Raw genomic sequence first — 19,819 nt, forward strand, 5'->3', positions numbered from 1 at the left:
TTTAGCGTTGGGAGAGAATTTTTTCTCTCACCAACGCTAAATATTATACAACCTATAAAAATAGAGGTCATATCATGACCTCTATTTGATGGCTACTCCACTCAAGAACCAGCTCCATTTATATTTTTATAGTTATAGATAACACAAACTATCCATGTGAACTCCCCATATTCTAAAGCCTGTGGAATTGATATAGGATTATTTTAAAAAATTAACTATAGATCAACCCTATAAATTAATAATCATATTATCAATCAACCTAGTCTTGCCTATATATACAGCCATAGCTATAAGGGTATTGTCTTTTATAAGGTCAACCTGGTCGAATGTGTCAAAATCGATTATTTCTACATAGTCAATCCTAGCCAATTTTTCAGACTCTATCACAGACTTTATAGTCTTCAAAACATCTTCCTTGATAAGCACACCAGAATCAATAAGCTTCTTGCCCTCTAAGATACTCCTTCTAAGAACTGTAGCAGCCTGTCTCTCTTCGGCATTTAGGTAGGTGTTTCTAGAACTCTTGGCTAGACCATCGTCTTCTCTTACAATAGGACAAGCAATAATATCTATACCAAAGTTGAAGTCAGTAACCATCCTCTTAACTATAGCCAACTGCTGGATATCCTTCTCACCAAAATAAGCCCTATCAGGTCTTATTATATTGAATAGCTTAGTCAAAACTGTGCATACACCCCTGAAATGACCTGGTCTAGTGATACCACATAGGATATTAGTCATTTTTTCACTAGGAACAACAAATGTACTATAGCCCTCTGGATACATTTCTTCTGGCTCTGGATGGAATATGTAGTCAGCACCTATCTCCTCACATAGCTTGGCATCTGCCTCTAGTGTTCTAGGATAGCTCTCATAGTCTTCATCTGGACCAAACTGAGTTGGATTAACAAATACACTGACAACAACCTTGTCATTATTGTCCACAGCCTTCTTAATCAGGCTCTTGTGTCCTTCGTGTAGACATCCCATTGTTGGAACCATACCTAGACTATATCCATCAGCCTTTATCTTTCTTGTAATTTCAACTATTTCCTCAATTCTTCTAATAACTTTCATTTTTTAAACCTTTCACCTATTTTATAATTTCTAATAAAGTTTTTCTATAATATCCTCAGATATCTTAAAGCAGTGCTTTTCTTCTGGGAATGATCCATCAGCCACTGCATCTATATAGGCCTTTATTCCATCGGTCATAACCTCACCGACATTGGCAAACTTCCTAACGAATTTTGGAGTGAAGTCCTTGTATACGCCTAACATATCCTGGTATACCAAGACCTGACCATCACATCCTGGTCCTGCCCCTATACCTATAGTTGGTATATCAAGCATAGAACTTATCTTTTCTGCTAGGGCTGCAGGTACACACTCTAAAACAACAGCAAAGGCTCCAGCCTCTTGAACTGCTAGGGCATCTTCAATTAGGGCCTTGGCAGATTCTAGACTCTTGCCCTGGACCTTGAAGCCACCTAGGGCATTTACAGCCTGAGGTGTTAGTCCTATATGGGCACACACTGGTATCTTGGCATCTGTTATGGCCTTGATTACATCACATACTTCCTTACCACCTTCTAGCTTGACACAATTGGCACGACCTTCACTCATCAACCTACCAGCATTGATTACTGCATCCCTAATACCTGTATTGTATGATAAAAATGGCATGTCACCTACAACTAAGGCATTCTTAGTTCCCCTGGCAACAGCAGCAGTGTGGTGGATCATATCTTCCATAGTCACGCTTAGGGTATCTTCATAACCCAACATTACCATACCCAGTGAGTCTCCAACTAGGATTGAGTTTACACCAGCCTCATCCACCAACTTGGCTGTAGAGTAGTCATATGCCGTCAACATAGTCAATTTTTCGCCCTTTTGCTTGGCTTCCTTAAATGTTAAAACCGTATTTTTCATTTTTTCTTCTAGTCCTCCCTTAGAGAACATTCCCCTTTCAGTAATAAATTTTTCATCTTACCATAGTCTCTATCGCAGTTTTTACCTTCAGCAAGGTCTACTAGCTCCAAACTCAAGAGCCTATAAATATTTTCAATACTTTTGTACTTCTTATCCCCCAAGGCCCTTAGGTGTTTGCCGATAGTACCTAGGTCATTTCTCTCAACTGGACCTGTTAGGGCAGCCTGAGGACCAATTTCAAAAAACTTGGCCATATTGCCCATAGCCAGTGACTTGAGGGCAGCTAGGGCCTCTTCCTGACTAAAACCATATTCCTCTAATAGCTTCACTGAGATATTGCCCATGGCTATTATAAGGTTGCTGATAAAGACAGAAGAGATATGGTACCTCGTCTTTTCACCAGTTGGTATAACCTTGTACTTGTTGTTTTTTGAGTCCAAGACCCTAGAAAAAAACTCAAGAGCCTCGTCTTGCCCCTCTAGAGTAAAGAAGGCACTAGACAGATCCTTGTATGAATTTTCCTTGCTTGAAATTGCTAAAACTGGATGCATGGAGCAGGCACTTGCTCCTTTTGAAGATATATCGAAGAAAATTTCTGATGATAATGAGCCACTGCAATGGCAGACTATCTTATTTTGAATACTGAATTTTGATATTGTACCCCAGACCTCACTTATCTTGTCATCTGGAGTAGTTATAACTATGACATTGCTTTTTTCTACCAACTTTTCAATATTGGTAAATTTACCTGAATTAGTTACCTTTGCAGCATAGGCCGAGCTATCAAGACTCCTACTATAGTAACCTACCAAATTTGCATACTCAATATCTGATAAGTACCTACCTAGGGAGACACCAACCTTACCTGCGCCAATAATTCCTACGTTGTACATAAGTTATCACCTCCAAAGAGTGTAATACTATAAAGATAATTAAATTATTCAAAATGTGTAGTTTCCTCCGAATACCACCATACAATAAAATTTATCATAATCTCAATTAAAAATCAAGAAAAATCTGACTCTTTATTTTACCTTCCAATAACAAAGGCAAGCATACTTTTTTAATAGGTCTCGAACAGAGATTAAAATTTTTCAAACTATGATATTTACTGAAATTGCATAATAAGAGGGAGCTATGACATTCACTTGGCCAAAACCTAGAATGTATAACTCCCCCTTATGTATCATAACTATTCGATTACTATCTCTTATATTCGATTACAACTCTTCTGTAAGGATCTGTTCCTTCACTATAAGTGATTACAAACCTATCATTCTGAAGGGCTGAATGAATAATCCTTCTTTCATATGGATTCATATAGTCAAGCTTCTTAGTTCTCCTAGTCTTGGCAACTTCTCTAGCAGCCTTATAGCAGTATCTCTTTAGAGATTCCTCCCTCTTGCTCCTATAGTTTTCAATGTCTACAAAAACTCTTGTGTGTGAATCCTTATTAAACTTGTTAAGGGCCAAACCTGTCAAGAACTGGATGGCATCTAGGGTATCACCCCTCCTACCAATCAAGCAACTCGCCTTGTTGCCACTTATCTTAACCTTTATCAGGTTATTTTCAAGACTGACATCTACATCTGCCTCTACATCTGCATTTTTTAGTAGTTCTTCTACAAACTCTCTGGCAATATTAATTTCATCTTCATCTGTTATGTTTACTTTATTTTCTTTTACATCATTTTCAACTTTATCCTGGGCACTTGGCTCAGTATTTTGGTCATCATTCTTGTCCATGATGACTTCTTTTGCATCTTCTACTAACTCTTTCTTACTTGGTTCAGACTCTTTTAATACTTCGTACTCTAGGCTATATACACCAGACTTGGCACCTATGCCCAAAAATCCCTTACTTGGTTTTTCTATAACTGTAATTTGAATACTTTCCTTATCTGCATTAGTAGATTTTAGTAGTTGTTCAACAGCTTCCTCTGAACTTTTTGCATAAAACACCTTTGATTCCACTATCATTACCTCCTACTTGTATTTACTTTTTAAAACTCGACTTGCCAGCATCCCTATCTTCCTTTTCCTGGGCTAATTTAGCCTTCAAAGGTCTAGTGATAATATAATACTGGAAAACTGAGAATATATTACTAATACCCCAATATAGGGCTAGGGCTGCTGGGAATATGAATCCCCAATATAGTGACATACCTGCCATCAGCCATGTCATCATCTTCATTGGTCCCTGCTGCTGGTCCTGAGGAGTCATTATCTTCTGCATCAAGTAGGCACTGACACCTGAGAATATAGCTAGTATATAGTCTGGCTTTGATAGGGCCTTTATCCATAAAAAGTTTCCATTTGCTGCCATCATAGCTGCCTTATTAGCAAATACACCATGTGTTACTGGGTCCTTGAACACATAGAATAGACCCATTAGTATTGGCATCTGTATTAATATTGGCAAACAACCTGACAATGGATTTATATCTGATTCCTTGTACAATTTTGAAATTTCTTCATTCTGCTTTTCAGGCTTGTTCTTGTACTTAGCCTGTATTTCCTTTATCTTTGGATTGATCTCTGACATAGCAAAAGTAGACTTAGTCTGCTTTATTGTCAAAGGCATCAATATCATCTTTACTATTATAGTAAAAACTATAATAGATAAACCATAATTACCTATTACTCCGTATATAGCCTTTAGGGCTATACCAAATAGGCCTGCAATATGTCCCATTCTTACCTCCTGGTAACTTATTATCTCAACTTTTGAGATAGACTTCCTACTTCAAAGGGTCGTAACCACCTGGGTGAAAAGGGTGACACTTACTTACTCTCCTAAGAGTCAACCACAGTCCCTTTAAGAAGCCATATTTCTTAAATGCCTGGATGGAATATTGAGAACAAGTAGGGTAAAACCTACAAGTAGGTCCCTTGAGAGGTGATATAAACTTCTGGTAAAACCTAACCAAACCTATACAGGCCATGGCCAAGATACCACTGGCTGTCTTCAAAAATCTTTTAATATTATCTATTAAAAACTTCATCATACCTAAGTCACCTCTTCTTCGATACCTGTTTCTTACCATCCCTCTTTATTATGTTGGCCCTCTTGCATATATACTTTAGAGACTTTTCAAGTTCTCTATAGTCCTTGTCAGCAGCACTAATCCTGGCAATAAAGACTAGGTCATAGCCTGCTATTACTTTATCGTCTATATTTAGCCTATAGGCTTCCTTGATACATCTCCTAATCCTATTTCTCTCGTGGGCCTTGCCCACCTTCTTGGATATAGATATACCAATCCTAGATCTGTCTGACTTATTCTTCATTGTATATATAACTAGATTTCTGTCGGCCAAAGATTTACCCCTCTGGTAAACCCTCCTAAAATCAGAATCTTTTTTGATTCCGTCGGTGTTATTAAAGTGCATCAATAACCTCCATCTTTACAAAAAAAACCACCATAACAGTGGTTTTTCATATTATAAAATTAGAACTAATTTACAAATTAGTGAGTTAATCTGTTTCTACCTTTAGCTCTTCTTCTCTTTAAAACATTTCTTCCGTTTGGAGACTTCATTCTCTTTCTGAATCCATGTTCTCTTTTTCTCTGTCTTTTCTTTGGCTGATAAGTTCTCTTCATCCTTAGAACACTCCTTTCCTCTAATCTTCATTGTAAACATAACAATATAATTATAATGATTATACGGTTAAAAGTCAATTATTTTTCTTAAATTCATTGAATTTATCACATTTATTTAAACTTTTTTTAAAAAAATATGCCCGAGTCCAAAATTTTTTTCAACACATATACAAATTTTAAAATTTTTAGTATTTTTTTTATCAACAATATACAGGATAAATATATTTAATTTATCCACATATACAACTAGATGTTGAAAACCTAAAAATAAAGCACATACTTATCCACATAATGTTAATAACTTTGTGGACAATTTTTTTAATTATGGGTATATAATGTATATACACTCAAAATCGTGGAGGTTTTCCACCTTGTTGATAAGTATATTTTTTATTCACTTTTTTATACACATCCAGATATGTATAAGTTTTTTTATTCGTAATTATACCATAAATATCAACAATATATACACATGAGTTATACACAATATAAAAATAAAAAAGGGGGGTAACCAATAAATGGACGTAAAAAATTTGTGGACTTCAGCACAACAAAAGTTAAAAGGAGTTTTCACTAGAGCAATCTTCACCTTATACTTCAATGAAAACACAGTACCAATAGCGATTAATAACAACATCTTGTATTTAAGTGGAGACAAGAGGTCTAAGGAGTTTTTTGAAAACCAGCAGAAGGAGAAAATTTTAGAGGCTTTTGATGAGCTAGCGGCAAATATAAAGGATATTATTGTTTTAACTAATGAAGATAATGACCTTGATTCAAGGGTAAGTATAGAAAAGGAGTTAAATACTAATAGCGATGAAAACAACCAAAAAATAATGGATCTAGCTACTAGTATAGCCAACTCAAACCTAAATCCCAAGTATACTTTTAATACTTTTGTAGTAGGATCAAGTAATGCAATGGCTGTTGCAGCCTGCCAAAGAGTGGCTGAATACGATGAGACAGCCAATGATAACCCCTTGTTTTTGTATGGTGGGGTAGGTCTTGGAAAAACCCATCTTATGCATGCTATAGGCCATAGGGTATTAGAAAGAGACCCATCAAAAAAGGTCCTATACGTTTCATCTGAGACCTTTACAAATGAGATGGTTACAGCTATAAGAGAAAAGAAGAACAACGAATTCAGACAAAAATACAGGAGTGTAGATATTTTTATGATAGATGATGTCCAGTTTGTAGCTGGAAAAAATTCCGTACAAGAAGAACTCTTCCATACATTTAATGATGTACATGGTGCGGGCAAGAAAATCATTCTATCAAGCGACAAACCTCCTAAGGATATACCTGAACTAGAAGAAAGACTGAGATCTAGGTTTGTCTGGGGCTTAATAAGTGATATTCAACCTCCTGACTACGGTACAAGGATGGCCATCTTACAAAACAAGGCTGAAAATGACAACTTAGATATTGATTCAGATGTTTTTGAGTACATTGCAGACAATGTAAAATCCAATATCAGAGAGCTAGAAGGTGCCTTAAACAAGGTAATCTTATACTCCAACCTATCTTCAAAACCTATGAATCTGGCAACTGCCAAGGAGGCTCTTAAAGATGTACTAGTATCATATACTACTAAGGAAGTAAATATACTGAGGATAAAAGAAATGGTAGCAGATGCCTACAATATAAGTGTTGAAGACTTGATATCTAAAAAGAGAACCAAGAATATAGCCTTTCCAAGGCAGGTAGCTATGTATATATCAAGAAACCTACTAGACCTATCTCTTCCTGCCATAGGAGATGAATTTGGTGGTAGGGACCACACAACAGTTATGCATGCAGTCAACAAAATCGGCGATGACATGTTAAAGAGCGAAGAAATAAAGATAAAGATAGAAAAAATAATATCAGACCTGGATAGCTAGTTTATACACATATTTTCTGTTTAAAACCTGTGTATAATTAAGGTGCTCTTTTAAGCACAAACTTATCCACATTTGATTCAGATTTTGTTAATATATTTAGTAACAGATTTTTACACAGGATTTTTTGTGTATTTTAGTTGGTTTAAACCACTTATCACACAATCCACAAGTCCTACTACTATTACTACTAAAGTTATTATATATATCTTTCTATATAGGAATTTCTGAATCCAAAAAGTTATTAACAGGGTCTAATAAAAAACATATAAGGAGGTCTTTAATTTGAAAATCTTATGTAATCAAAAAAAATTAGCTCATGCTATTACAAATGCACAAAGGGCTATAAATACAAAAACAACTGTAGAAATACTAAGAGGTATTTTAATTAGTGCTGAGGACAACAAGCTAAGAGTCAGGGGTTATGACAATGAGATAAGCATTGAAACTGAAATAGAAGCCCAAGTAGAAATACCAGGATCAATAGTAATTAACTCAAAGTTAATAGGTGAAATAGTAAGAAAACTACCAGATTCATTTATAAGTATAGAAACTGACGACAACTACAATGTGTTTATATCTTGCATGTCTTCTAGGTTCAAGATAAAGGGTATCAGCTCAGAAGATTTCCCTAGCATAGACCATATAGAAACTGGTGATATGCTAAAAATAGGCCAGGCAGATATGAAAAATATGATAAGAAATACTGTATTTGCTGCAGCTACTGACAACTCTAACCAAACTTTTAATGGTGAGTTGATAGAAATAGATAGCGAAAAGATAAATATGGCTGCCCTTGATGGTTATAGGTTGGCTACCATGACAAATGCCTTTGAGTCAGGTATAGATAAAAATTTAAGCGCTATTGTACCTAGAAATACACTTAACCATCTAAATTCATTACTATCTGATGAAGGTGACCTATATCTTACTATCAATTCTAGGGATGTTGTATTCAAGTTTGCCAATACAAGATTGGTAGGAAGGTTGATAGACGGAGAGTATGCTGACTACAAGAGTCTTCTTCCAAAGGAATTTGTAACTAAGGTAAGTGTAGAGACCAAGAAACTTCAGGAAGCAGTGGAAAGAGCATCTCTACTATTCACTTCAGATAAGAACAATACTATCAAGATGTCTGTTACAGACAAGTTGTTGGTGATTACTTCAAATAATGAAAATGGAAATGCCTATGAAGAAATTAGTGTTGATTTTGAAGGAGACATGCTAGATATTGCCTTTAACTCTAGGTATTTTTTGGATGGTATCAAGTACCTAAATAGTGAGTATGTATCAATAGAATTTTTAGGCGCTATAAACCCATGTGTTATAAAACCTATTGACGATATAGAATATACATATCTAATATTACCTGTAAGGGTTAGTAATTAGTTTGACATTAAACACCTGTGTGATAAGACAAGTTGCACAGGTGTTTTTTTATTTATCTATCTATAATTTAGCCCTAGAGGGATAATTGTGGTATAATAGAATAGATAGACTATGTGGACAATTAGCGAAAGGGGCTCATATGAAAAATATTAATATAGGTTCAGATTATATAAAGTTGGATCAGTTTTTAAAGCTTGCTGATATAGTTATGTCTGGCGGTGAAGCTAAACTACTTATCATGAGTGAAGAGATCAAGGTAAATGGACAGGTAGCCACTCAAAGAGGTAAAAAACTGAGGAGTGGAGATATAGTAGAGTATATGAATAAAGAGTTCCAGGTATCAAAGTAGGTGTTTATTTGTATATAAATAGTTTAAAGCTAGTTAATTATAGGAATTACGATAATTTGCTGGTTGAATTTAATAAGAAGGTCAACTTAATAATAGGTATGAATGGCCAGGGCAAGACCAATATTGTAGAGGCTATCGGTTTTATGTCTATAGGCAGATCTTTTAGGACAAATAAGGACAGAGAACTGATTAAATTTTCTGCTGATAACTTATATTGCGCTTGCTCCTTTACCAGGAATAATATAGACAAGAAAATTGAAATAGTAGTTACCAAGGATAAAAAAGGCATAAAGGTCAATGGAGTATCTATCAAATCTATACAGGAGCTACTAGGTAACCTAAATGTGGTGATTTTTTCACCTGAAGACCTTAGGTTGGTCAAGGATGGACCCAAGGAAAGAAGGTCCTTTATTGACAAGGAAATCAGCCAGATAATGCCTAGGTATTATAGTCTCTTGACTAGCTACAACAAGATTCTTCAGCAGAGAAATAGGATTTTAAAATCCTACAAAATAGATAAAAATCTCCTAGATGTGTATGACGAAACTATGTCTACATACGCTAGTGAAATATATATAATTAGAAATAAGTTTATTGATAAATTGTCAAAGATATCCAGTAAAATCCATAAAAATTTAACTATGGACAAGGAAAATCTGACTATAATATATAAGAATCAAGTAGATTTAAAGCCTGGTCAGGATGCTAGCCTTGTAAAGTCTGTATTGATTGAAAAATTGAGGGAGTCTAGAGAGGGAGATATTATGACAAGGTCTACCAAGGTCGGTCCCCACAAGGATGATATGAAAATCCTGATAAATGATATAGATGTCAGAATGTATGGGTCACAAGGCCAGCAGAGGACTGCATCTATTTCACTCAAATTGTCTGAAATAGACTTGATAAAACAGGAATTAGGAGACTATCCAGTACTAATATTGGATGATGTCTTTAGTGAATTAGACCAGAGTAGACAAAAGATGTTGGTAGAAAAATTAGAAAACATTCAGATGTTTGTGACATCAGCTGATCCATTGCACAAGGATATACTGGATATCGATGATTATAGGATATTCAATATAGAAAATGGTAGGCTTGTCGGAGTAGAGAATGGAGGAGAATAAATGGAAAAACATGAGTATGGTGCAGACCAAATCCAGGTCCTAGAGGGGCTGGAGGCTGTTAGAAAGAGACCTGGTATGTATATAGGTTCAACAGGTCCTAGGGGGCTACACCACCTAGTATATGAGGTTGTAGACAACAGTATAGATGAGGCTCTAGCAGGCAACTGTTCTGAGATATATATTTCTATAAATTCAGATGGAAGTGTAACTGTAAGGGATGACGGTAGAGGTATACCAGTAGAGATACATCCAAAGACTGGCCTATCTACCCTAGAAACAGTACTGACTGTCCTACATGCAGGTGGTAAGTTCGGTGGTGGAGGCTACAAGGTTTCTGGAGGTCTTCACGGTGTAGGTGTATCTGTTGTTAATGCCCTTAGTGACTGGCTGGTTGCAGAGGTATATAGGGACGGCAAGGTCTATAGGCAAGAGTATGAAAGAGGCGTCGCCAAGACCAAGCTAGAAGTTGTTAGAGATACAGATATAAAGAGTGGTACATCTATTAGCTTTATGCCAGATGCCAGCATTTTTGATGAGATAGTCTTTAGCTACGAAACCCTAGAATATAGGTTGAGAGAGCTGTCTTTCTTGAACAAGGTAATCAAGATAGAGTTTGAGGACAAGAGAGAGGGCCAGGAAAAATCTAAAAAATTCCACTATACAGGTGGTCTAGTAGAGTACATCAAGTACCTAAACAGGACAAAGACTCCTATACATGACCAGATAATATATGTAGACAAGGTTGCAAATGAATGTACTATTGAATTAGCTCTTCAGTATACTGATGCATACACAGAAAACATATATTCCTTTGCCAATAATATAAACACACATGAGGGTGGTGTCCACCTATCAGGTTTCAAGACAGCCTTGACTAAGTGTGTAAATGACTATGCTAGAAGAAATAATATACTTAAAGAAAAGGATTCAAACCTGTCAGGTGAAGATATCAGGGAAGGTTTGACAGCTATAGTATCTGTCAAGCTACCAGACCCACAGTTTGAAGGTCAGACAAAGACAAAATTAGGAAATACCTTTATGAGGGGCTTGGTTGACTCAATAGCCAACGAAGAAATAGGAGCCTTTTTAGAGGAAAATCCTTCAGTTGCCAAGCAGGTCATAGAAAAATGTCTAAGGGCTCAGAGGGCCAGAGAGGCTGCCAAGAAGGCTAGAGACCTTACTAGGAGAAAAAATGCCCTAGAATTTACATCTCTACCAGGTAAGCTAGCTGACTGTTCTGAGAAGTCACCGGAAAAGAGTGAAATATTCCTAGTCGAGGGAGATTCTGCTGGTGGTTCAGCCAAGAGTGGTAGGGATAGAAATATACAGGCTATCCTTCCTCTAAGAGGTAAGATCTTGAATGTTGAAAAATCAAGGTTGGACAAGATACTATCTTCAGAAGAAATCAAGAATATGATTACAGCCTTTGGTTGTGGTATAGGCGATGATTTCGACCCTAACAAGCTTAGATACCACAAGATAGTAATAATGACCGATGCCGATGTCGATGGAGCCCATATCAGGACCCTATTATTGACATTCTTCTTTAGGTATATGAGACCACTGATAGAAGGCGGCTATGTATATGCAGCCCAGCCACCACTATTCAAGGTCAAGAAGGGCAAGAAGGAATACTATGCCTTCTCAGATGATGAACTAAGCAAGCTATTGGATGAGGTTGGTAGACAGGGATCAGACGTATCTAGGTACAAAGGTCTCGGTGAAATGAACGCCGAACAGCTTTGGGAGACAACAATGGATCCTGAATCGAGAACTTTACTACAGGTAACAATAGATGATGCCATCATGGCAGATGAAATATTCTCTATGTTGATGGGAGATAAGGTAGCCCCAAGAAGAGACTTCATAGAGGCAAATGCGAAATATGTAACTAATTTGGATATATAGGGGGTGAGGAATTTAAATGGAAAATAAGAGCAGAATAATTCCTATAGAGATTTCTCAGGAAATGAAAAAATCATATATAGATTATTCTATGAGCGTAATTGTAGGTAGAGCCCTACCAGATGTAAGGGATGGTCTAAAACCAGTTCATAGAAGAATCCTATATTCAATGAGTGAGCAGGGGATTACACCAGATAAGCCATATAGGAAGTCAGCCCGTATCGTCGGTGATGTACTAGGTAAGTACCATCCACATGGTGACTCATCAGTATATATGGCCATGGTAAAAATGGCCCAGGACTTTGCTACAAGAGGAATCTTAATAGATGGTCAGGGTAACTTTGGTAATGTAGACGGTGACAGTCCAGCTGCCATGCGTTATACAGAGGCTAGGATGTCAAAATTGGCCCTAGAATTACTAAGGGATATAGACAAGGAAACAGTAGACTTTGGTCCAAACTTTGATGAATCCCTTCAGGAGCCACTAGTACTACCAGCAAGGTATCCAAACCTATTGGTTAATGGGTCTAATGGTATAGCAGTAGGTATGGCTACATCCATACCACCACACAACCTAGGTGAGGTAATAGATGCCACAGTCCACTATATAGATAATAGGGATTGTGAGATAGATGACCTAATGCAGTTTATTGCTGGTCCAGACTTCCCAACTGGTGCCATGATAATTGGTACAGAAGGAATAAAGGAAGCCTACAGGACAGGTAGGGGCAAGGTCAAGGTAAGGGCAAGGGCCGAGATAGAAGAACTACCTAAGGGCAAGCAGCAGATAATTATAACTGAAATACCATTTCAGGTAAATAAGTCTAGATTGGTTGAGAGGATAGCAGACCTAGTCAGAGAAAAGAAGGTAGAAGGAATATCAGACCTTAGGGATGAGACTAACAGACATGGTATCAGGGTTGTAATAGAGCTAAAGAGGGATGTAAATGCTAATATCGTCCTAAACAATCTGTACAAGCACTCACAGCTAGAAGATACCTTCTCAATCATAAACCTAGCAATAGTGGACAAGACACCAAAGGTCCTAAATTTAAAGCAGTACCTAGAGTGCTATGTAGACCACCAGAAGGATGTAATTACGAGAAGAACTAAGTTTGAGCTTAGAAAGGCCCAGGCTAGGGCCCATATATTAGAAGGTTTGAAGATTGCCCTAGACCATATAGACAGGGTAATATCAATAATCAGAGGATCAGAAAATGGCCAGATAGCCAAGGAAAGATTGATTGAAGAATTTGCCTTTTCAGACATTCAGGCCCAGGCAATCTTGGACATGAGATTGCAGAGGTTGACAGGTCTAGAAAGAGACAAGATAGACAATGAATACAAGGAATTGATGGATAGGATTACATACCTAGAATCTATACTAGCTGATGAAAACAAGCTATTTGGAGTAATAAAGGATGAAATGCTAGCCATAAAGGACAAGTATGCAGACCCAAGAAGGACAGAAATCAGGCCAGCTGAAGGTGAAATAGCCCTAAAGGACCTTTATGAGGAAGAGGAAATAGCAATTACCCTGACTCACCTAGGCTATATCAAGAGACTGCCAGCTGATACATACAAGAGCCAAAAGAGGGGTGGAAGAGGTATATCAGCCTTGACTACTAGGGAAGAGGACTTTGTCACTGACCTAATATCAACAACTACCCACTCATTGATGCTATTCTTTACCAATAGGGGTAGGGTCTACAAGTTAAATGCCTACGAGGTTCCAGAAGGCAAGAGGACATCAAAGGGAACAGCTATAGTCAACTTACTACAGCTAAACCCAGGAGAAAAGATTGCCAGAACTATTTCATTTAACACAGAAAGTCAGGAAAATGATGACTTGAAGTACCTACTATTTGCAACAAAGAGTGGTATAGTAAAGAAAACACCTATTTCGGACTTCAAGAATATCAACAAGTCAGGCCTAATAGCCATAAACCTAAAGGATGGAGATGAACTGATAGGAGTAGACAGGACTAATGGAGATGAGGATGTAATCCTAGTCACTGAAAATGGTATGTCAATCAGGTTCAACGAAAATGACGTAAGGTCTATGGGTAGGACTGCAACAGGAGTCAAGGGTATCACCCTATCAAAGGGAGACAGGGTAGTATCTATGGACTTAATAGGTAATGGAAGTGACCTATTAGTTGTCAGTGAAAAGGGCTTCGGTAAGAGGACTGAAATAGAAGAATACAGACCACAGATTAGGGCTGGTAAGGGGATAAAGACATATAATATCAACTCTAAGACTGGTAAATTGGTCGGAGCAACCCTAGTAGATGAAGATGATGAGATGATGATGATCAACTCTGATGGAGTATTGATTAGGATCAGGGTAAATGAGATATCTATCTTCGGAAGAGTAACTAGCGGTGTCAAACTTATGAAGACTGATGAAGAAGTCGAAGTGGTCTCAATAGCCAAATTAAAGGGTGAGGAAGAAGACTAATAATCAAATGTACAATTGAGTATTTTAAGGAGGATTTTATGTCATTAAATATAAAATCAAATTATGGAAATGATTCAAAAGAATGGGTAGTTTCTCTAAAAGGTGAGTTGGACCTTTCATATGCAAACGACCTCAAGGCAGAACTATACAAAGCTGTAGATGAAAATTTCTCAGATGTAGTTATTGATATGTCTAATCTGGAATACATCGACTCTACAGGTATAGGTGTATTAGTAGGACTAATGAAGAAATTAAGAACTGGAGGCAAGGATATAAAGATATCTAATGCCAAGGATAATGTAAAAAAAATTTTTAAGATTACTGGTCTAGACCAAATCATAAGTATGGAGGGATAAATTTGGTGTACGATTTAATAAGCATGAATATGTCTGTCAATCCTGATTTTATATCTGTAATCAGACTAACCTTATCAGGAATAGCCGGCAAGATAGGTTTTTCACTTGATGACATAGAAGATATGAAGGTTTGTATATCAGAAGCTTGTACAAATGCCATTAAACATAGCAATAGAGACGAGTTTCAAGTAAAATTTTATATATATCCTGACAAATTGACGATAGAGGTTTCTGATGATGGTATAGGATATGATGTTGATTCATTGGAATCACCAGACTTAAAAAATCCAAAAACAAGTGGCTTAGGTATATTTATTATAAAGACCCTAATGGATGAAGTTGATATAAGGTCTTGTGATAATTGTGGAACTGTAATTAAGATGACAAAATTGGTTGGAGTTGAGGAATAAATGAATTTGGTCGCAGAAAAAAAATATGAAGAAATGGACGTCAAAGAACTTTTCAAAATTTTTTCTGATGATAAGACTAATGCTGCGATTAGAAACATACTTATAGAAAAACATCTATACTTGGCAAAGATACTGTCAAGAAAATACATGAATAAGGGTGTAGACTATGAAGATTTATATCAAGTGGCATCTCTAGCTCTTATCTATGCAATTGATAGATATGATATTTCTAAGGGATTTGAATTTTCAAGTTTCGCAACACCGACTATAGTTGGGGAGATCAAGAAATATTTTAGAGATAAGGTATGGACACTCAGAGTTCCTAGAAGAATACAGGAACTGAACAAGAAGATCAGCAATGCCAAGGTATACCTAGAGCAGGAGCTGAAGAGGAGTCCGACACCTTCGGAAATTGCTAGACATCTAGAAATAACTGAAGAAGAAGTTTTGGAAGCTATGGAAGCGTCATATGGCTACCAGCCAGTATCATTGGATACACCTAGCAACGATGACTCAGAGGACAAGGACATGACTCTGGGCGATAGGGTTGGTGCAGAGGAGAAGAACTTCAGAAAAATAGAAGAAATGGACTTTTTGAATCGTTTTATGGAAACCCTAAACGAGCTAGAGGTTCAGATTATACGTGGTAGATTCTTTGACAACAAGACCCAGTCAGTAATTGCCGAGGAGATAGGTATATCACAGATGACTGTATCAAGGTTGGAGAAAAAGATAATAGAAAAATTAAAGAAAGAATATAATAAGGCAGTTTAAGCTAGCAAGTGGATAGACTAGTTAGATATTTTCATATGGGTAAAGACAGTTATAGTATGCTTGTCTTTACCCATTTTTGCATAAAAATGGAGGTTGGTAAAATGTCGAGATTAAGAGATATGATAGATGAGCGAGGCTTGGATATAGGTTTGTTAGGAGCTGCCTTAAATATTAGTGACAGTGAAATGATGGACATAGTGGATGCTGATGATTTGAGTCTTTTGGATGATATACTAGTTGGAGAATTAGCAAGGGTACTCGATGTAGATATTGATGAATAGTAGATGTATTTTAGATTAAAATATAGGACCTCTTAAGGGTATAGAATATAATATAGATATAAAGATATGCCAATAAGAGGTGAAAAATATATAAGGAGGTAGCTCTATGGGAGAAACAATAGAAAAACAGACCACTATTTTTGGCAAATATATGGACCTCTTTATGGTAAAATTACCGTCCATAATATTCGCTGCAATAGTGGTAATAATAGGTATAATAATAGCCAAGCTGGTAAAAAGAATCCTAAATAGGCTCTTGAGCAAGTACAAGTCCAGTGTAGGTATAGTGACCTTTATGATAAATTTTGTACAGGTTACCATTATAATAATAGCCTTTATGCAGGCCCAATCTATAATGGGTGTAAATACAGCATCCTTTGCAGCAGTGCTAGGAGCCGCTGGTTTCAGTATAGGTTTGGCCTTTAAGGAAGTTTTATCAAATTTGGGTTCATGCCTGATAATACTCTTCTTCAAGCCCTTTGAGATTGGAGACTACATAAACTGTGAAGGGAATGAGGGCAATGTAGTGGAAATACAGATGTTTTCAACTACACTAAAGACCACTGACAACAAGTTGATCATCCTGCCAAACTTTCAGGTGACATCCAATCCTGTAATCAACTATACGGCTCAAAACAAGAGGAGGATAGACTTCGTATTCAATGTGGAATACGACACAAATGTAAAGGTCTTGTATGAGATATCAAATAGGCTATTTGAGAATGAAACAAGGGTACTATCATCACCTAAACCATTGATTGGTGTAGATTCGATGAATAATAACATTATAAGGTTTATAGCCAAGCCATGGGTCAAGACAGATGATTATTGGGACGTCTACTACAAGCTGATGGAAGAATTCAAGCACGAGTTTGACCAACATGGGATCAAGTTTTCTAGGGTCAATGCAGTACAGCCACCAAGTTAATATTTTGAATAAGAACTATAAGAAAGTTTTAACTATAACTATATTGAACGAGGGGGTAAGTAATGTCAGGAGTAATTGATCTTGTCACGGGTGTATTTGAGGCCGGCAAGACATCATTTATAAAAAAATTAATAGAACATGAAGCTATAAAAAAATATAAAAATATATTAATAATAAACACCGAATTTGGACTAGAGTCCTACAAGGACCTAAGCATAGACAGTGTGGACATAAACTGTATAGATATACTCAAAGAAGATGAATTTAATCAGGATATGATAAATAGTGAAATTGAGAGACTAAATCCAGACTATATACTGATAGAATACAATGGTATGTGGGACCTTGAAAAGGTCTTGTCTATAAAGTTTTCAAGAGGATATTATATCAAAAACCTAATAGATGTGGTGGACTACAAGACCTTTGATATATACATCAAGAATATGGAAGCAATCATGGTTGGCAAGATATCTAATTGCGATATCCTGGTCATGACAAAGAGCCAAGACTATGAATTAGAAGATATGAACCTTAAATACAAGGCCATTAAACATATCAATCGTGCCTGTGATTTTCACCTTGACCATGAATTGTTCTTAGACGATGAGGCAGATATTATATCAGACTCCATGTCTAGGTCGGATATGGAGATAGTGAAGTTTGGTCTTGCCTTCGTTATTTTGAATATGATAATTATAGGGGCCAAGTTTTTGGCTCCAGATTTTTACAATGGAAAAATGCAGAGGATATTGGGAATTTTTCTGAGTTTGGTGATTCAGATATTACCATTTCTGCTCATTGGGGCCATTTTGTCCAGCCTTATACAGGTATTTGTATCTCCAAATAGGTTTAATAAGATATTTGAGAAGACTAGTATCAAGTCCTTGTTTGTAGCCTTGTTTGCAGGTATATTTTTCCCTGTATGCGACTGTGCCATGGTGCCTGTAGCTACTTCAATTATCAAGAAGGGCTACTCTTATCCGGTGGCCATAACATTTTTATTGGCATCGCCGGCAGTCAACCCCATAGTTATCCTATCTACCTACTATGCCTTTCCGAATATGCCGAGGGTTATCATGTATAGGATAGGATTTGGACTCTTGCTTGCCATGGTGATAGGTATGCTACTAATGCTAATAGAAAAGAGAAATAAGGTTAGTATAGTCAAGGACCATATAGACAAGTATTCTATCAGTGATAGTGCTATTTACAAGTTCAGGTCCAATGGAAGGATGAAATATTTGGAGGCCATAGTAGTTCATACTAGGAAGGAGCTATTCAAGGTTGGTTTTTATGTGATTATCGGAGCCTTTATATCTGCAGTCCTTCAGGTACTTATATCTAAGGATGTATTTATGGGTATGAATAAGATAAATGCTGTAGCCCTTATTGCTATGCTAGTAGCAGCCTTCTTTATATCGGTCTGCTCTACATCAAATGCCTTTATAGCTAGGACCTTCTACAATGTCATGCCTGCCAATGCAATCTTGGCCTTTATAGTTATGGGGCCTATGCTGGATATTACCAACCTATCAGTCATGTTTGGTACATTTAAAAATAAGTTCATGGCCTATATGATAATGGGGCTAGTCTATATAGCCTTTTTAGTATTTGCCTTGTTGGGAGGAGGTTTTAAGCTTGTTTAATAAATTGAATTTTCAGGTCTTGATAGAACTCCTAATAGAATTATTTGTGGCAGTGGCTCTAGCCGTCAACCTCTACACAGGCAGGATAAATAGCTTTGTACATCCAAAGTTCAACCTAATATTGATCTTTAGTGTGGTGGTTCTGCTAGTAATGGCAGGTATATCATCTATGTCCCTATTTAGGCCTAGGCATATGAATATGTTGGCCAGGTATTTTGTGATATTTATACCTATTATGGTAATGTTTTATATAAATACAGATAGCTTTAGCTCAATAGGAGACACAGGTTCATCTGACCAAGTCTTGTCAGGACCACCACCATCACAAAATCTACAGGTAGTCAAGGAAACTGTCTACAAGAGGGAGGCAGGCAAGTCCTATATAGATATTGATGATGATATGTATCTCAAGTGGTACTACGATTGTACCTTTGCCTGGGATAGGTACAAGGATGACCAGTTCAAGTTTTTGGCCAGGGTATTCAAGGACCCAAGTCAAAAAAATCAATTTGTAGTTCTGGGAAGAATGGGAATGATATGTTGCATGGCAGATATGCAGCCATGTGGCTTTATATATAATGGCAAGGGCTATGATAAACTAAAGGATGGCCAGTGGTACTATGTGACTGGAAGTATTGCAGAAAACAAGAAGTATACCTACAACTACGAACAGCTTCCACAGGTCACAAACATATCCTTGAAGGAGGCTAGAAGGCCTACAGATGAGTATGTATACATAAAATAAATTAGGTCAACTTGACATGTCTAGAAGG

21 protein-coding genes are annotated in these 19,819 nt (G+C 36.8%); 13 read left to right on the plus strand and 8 right to left on the minus strand.

Annotated elements, in window-relative coordinates; all coding sequences use genetic code 11:
- Positions 1–228: 228 nt before the first annotated feature.
- The 8 genes from panC to rpmH all read right to left on the minus strand — a co-directional run bounded on the left by panC (position 229) and on the right by rpmH (position 5,540).
- Positions 229–1,077: a pantoate--beta-alanine ligase gene (panC, locus tag HMPREF1639_RS04035; protein ID WP_036763552.1), complete on the minus strand. Its 849-nt coding sequence runs from the start codon at positions 1,075–1,077 to the stop codon at positions 229–231.
- Positions 1,078–1,107: 30 nt separating this feature from the next.
- A complete protein-coding gene (gene panB / locus HMPREF1639_RS04040) occupies positions 1,108–1,935 on the minus strand; it encodes a 3-methyl-2-oxobutanoate hydroxymethyltransferase (protein ID WP_036763553.1) in 828 nt (275 codons plus the stop codon).
- An 8-nt stretch (positions 1,936–1,943) separates the two neighbouring features.
- On the minus strand, positions 1,944–2,828 hold the full coding sequence (locus tag HMPREF1639_RS04045; RefSeq protein WP_036763555.1) for a Rossmann-like and DUF2520 domain-containing protein: 885 nt from the start codon (positions 2,826–2,828) through the stop codon (positions 1,944–1,946).
- Positions 2,829–3,138: 310 nt separating this feature from the next.
- Positions 3,139–3,909: an RNA-binding cell elongation regulator Jag/EloR gene (gene jag / locus HMPREF1639_RS04050; protein WP_036763557.1), complete on the minus strand. Its 771-nt coding sequence runs from the start codon at positions 3,907–3,909 to the stop codon at positions 3,139–3,141.
- A gap of 22 nt (positions 3,910–3,931) precedes the next feature.
- A complete protein-coding gene (locus HMPREF1639_RS04055) occupies positions 3,932–4,630 on the minus strand; it encodes a YidC/Oxa1 family membrane protein insertase (protein WP_036763560.1) in 699 nt (232 codons plus the stop codon).
- 46 nt (positions 4,631–4,676) lie between these two features.
- Complete coding sequence (yidD, locus tag HMPREF1639_RS04060; RefSeq protein ID WP_156955944.1) at positions 4,677–4,880, minus strand: membrane protein insertion efficiency factor YidD; 204 nt, start codon at positions 4,878–4,880, stop codon at positions 4,677–4,679.
- Between the two features lie 70 nt (positions 4,881–4,950).
- Entirely contained in the window at positions 4,951–5,328 is a 378-nt protein-coding gene (gene rnpA / locus HMPREF1639_RS04065) for a ribonuclease P protein component (RefSeq protein WP_036763562.1), read from the minus strand.
- Positions 5,329–5,405: 77 nt separating this feature from the next.
- Positions 5,406–5,540: a 50S ribosomal protein L34 gene (gene rpmH / locus HMPREF1639_RS04070; protein ID WP_007788395.1), complete on the minus strand. Its 135-nt coding sequence runs from the start codon at positions 5,538–5,540 to the stop codon at positions 5,406–5,408.
- 518 nt (positions 5,541–6,058) lie between these two features.
- Here rpmH and dnaA point away from each other — a divergent pair.
- The 13 genes from dnaA to HMPREF1639_RS04135 all read left to right on the plus strand — a co-directional run bounded on the left by dnaA (position 6,059) and on the right by HMPREF1639_RS04135 (position 19,791).
- A complete protein-coding gene (gene dnaA / locus HMPREF1639_RS04075; RefSeq protein WP_036763570.1) occupies positions 6,059–7,426 on the plus strand; it encodes a chromosomal replication initiator protein DnaA in 1,368 nt (455 codons plus the stop codon).
- Positions 7,427–7,708: 282 nt separating this feature from the next.
- The gene (gene dnaN / locus HMPREF1639_RS04080; protein ID WP_036763573.1) at positions 7,709–8,812 is read left to right on the plus strand and encodes a DNA polymerase III subunit beta; all 1,104 of its coding nucleotides are present in this window, start codon (positions 7,709–7,711) and stop codon (positions 8,810–8,812) included.
- A 139-nt stretch (positions 8,813–8,951) separates the two neighbouring features.
- Positions 8,952–9,161: an RNA-binding S4 domain-containing protein gene (locus HMPREF1639_RS04085; protein WP_036763575.1), complete on the plus strand. Its 210-nt coding sequence runs from the start codon at positions 8,952–8,954 to the stop codon at positions 9,159–9,161.
- Between the two features lie 8 nt (positions 9,162–9,169).
- Positions 9,170–10,285 carry a DNA replication/repair protein RecF gene (gene recF / locus HMPREF1639_RS04090; RefSeq protein ID WP_036763578.1) on the plus strand — a complete coding sequence of 372 codons (1,116 nt, stop codon included), beginning with the start codon at positions 9,170–9,172 and terminating at the stop codon, positions 10,283–10,285.
- Entirely contained in the window at positions 10,286–12,193 is a 1,908-nt protein-coding gene (gene gyrB, locus HMPREF1639_RS04095; RefSeq protein WP_036763581.1) for a DNA topoisomerase (ATP-hydrolyzing) subunit B, read from the plus strand. It begins immediately after the preceding gene.
- 16 nt (positions 12,194–12,209) lie between these two features.
- Positions 12,210–14,651, plus strand: a complete 2,442-nt coding sequence (gyrA, locus tag HMPREF1639_RS04100) for a DNA gyrase subunit A (protein WP_036763584.1) — start codon at positions 12,210–12,212, stop codon at positions 14,649–14,651.
- 38 nt (positions 14,652–14,689) lie between these two features.
- The gene (locus HMPREF1639_RS04105) at positions 14,690–15,007 is read left to right on the plus strand and encodes an STAS domain-containing protein (protein ID WP_036763587.1); all 318 of its coding nucleotides are present in this window, start codon (positions 14,690–14,692) and stop codon (positions 15,005–15,007) included.
- Positions 15,008–15,009: 2 nt separating this feature from the next.
- The gene (locus HMPREF1639_RS04110) at positions 15,010–15,417 is read left to right on the plus strand and encodes an ATP-binding protein (RefSeq protein ID WP_156955942.1); all 408 of its coding nucleotides are present in this window, start codon (positions 15,010–15,012) and stop codon (positions 15,415–15,417) included.
- Positions 15,418–16,191: a SigB/SigF/SigG family RNA polymerase sigma factor gene (locus HMPREF1639_RS04115; RefSeq protein WP_036763590.1), complete on the plus strand. Its 774-nt coding sequence runs from the start codon at positions 15,418–15,420 to the stop codon at positions 16,189–16,191.
- 101 nt (positions 16,192–16,292) lie between these two features.
- Complete coding sequence (locus HMPREF1639_RS04120; RefSeq protein WP_036763593.1) at positions 16,293–16,472, plus strand: hypothetical protein; 180 nt, start codon at positions 16,293–16,295, stop codon at positions 16,470–16,472.
- A gap of 106 nt (positions 16,473–16,578) precedes the next feature.
- Positions 16,579–17,400, plus strand: a complete 822-nt coding sequence (locus HMPREF1639_RS04125) for a mechanosensitive ion channel family protein (RefSeq protein ID WP_036763596.1) — start codon at positions 16,579–16,581, stop codon at positions 17,398–17,400.
- A gap of 62 nt (positions 17,401–17,462) precedes the next feature.
- Entirely contained in the window at positions 17,463–19,046 is a 1,584-nt protein-coding gene (locus HMPREF1639_RS04130; RefSeq protein WP_036763599.1) for a permease, read from the plus strand.
- Positions 19,039–19,791, plus strand: a complete 753-nt coding sequence (locus HMPREF1639_RS04135; RefSeq protein ID WP_036763601.1) for a TIGR03943 family putative permease subunit — start codon at positions 19,039–19,041, stop codon at positions 19,789–19,791. The genes HMPREF1639_RS04130 and HMPREF1639_RS04135 overlap by 8 nt, the downstream gene beginning before the upstream one ends.
- The last annotated feature ends 28 nt before the right edge of the window (positions 19,792–19,819 follow it).

This window comes from Peptostreptococcus sp. MV1 (assembly GCF_000758885.1).
In the GTDB taxonomy this organism is placed as follows: domain Bacteria; phylum Bacillota; class Clostridia; order Peptostreptococcales; family Peptostreptococcaceae; genus Peptostreptococcus.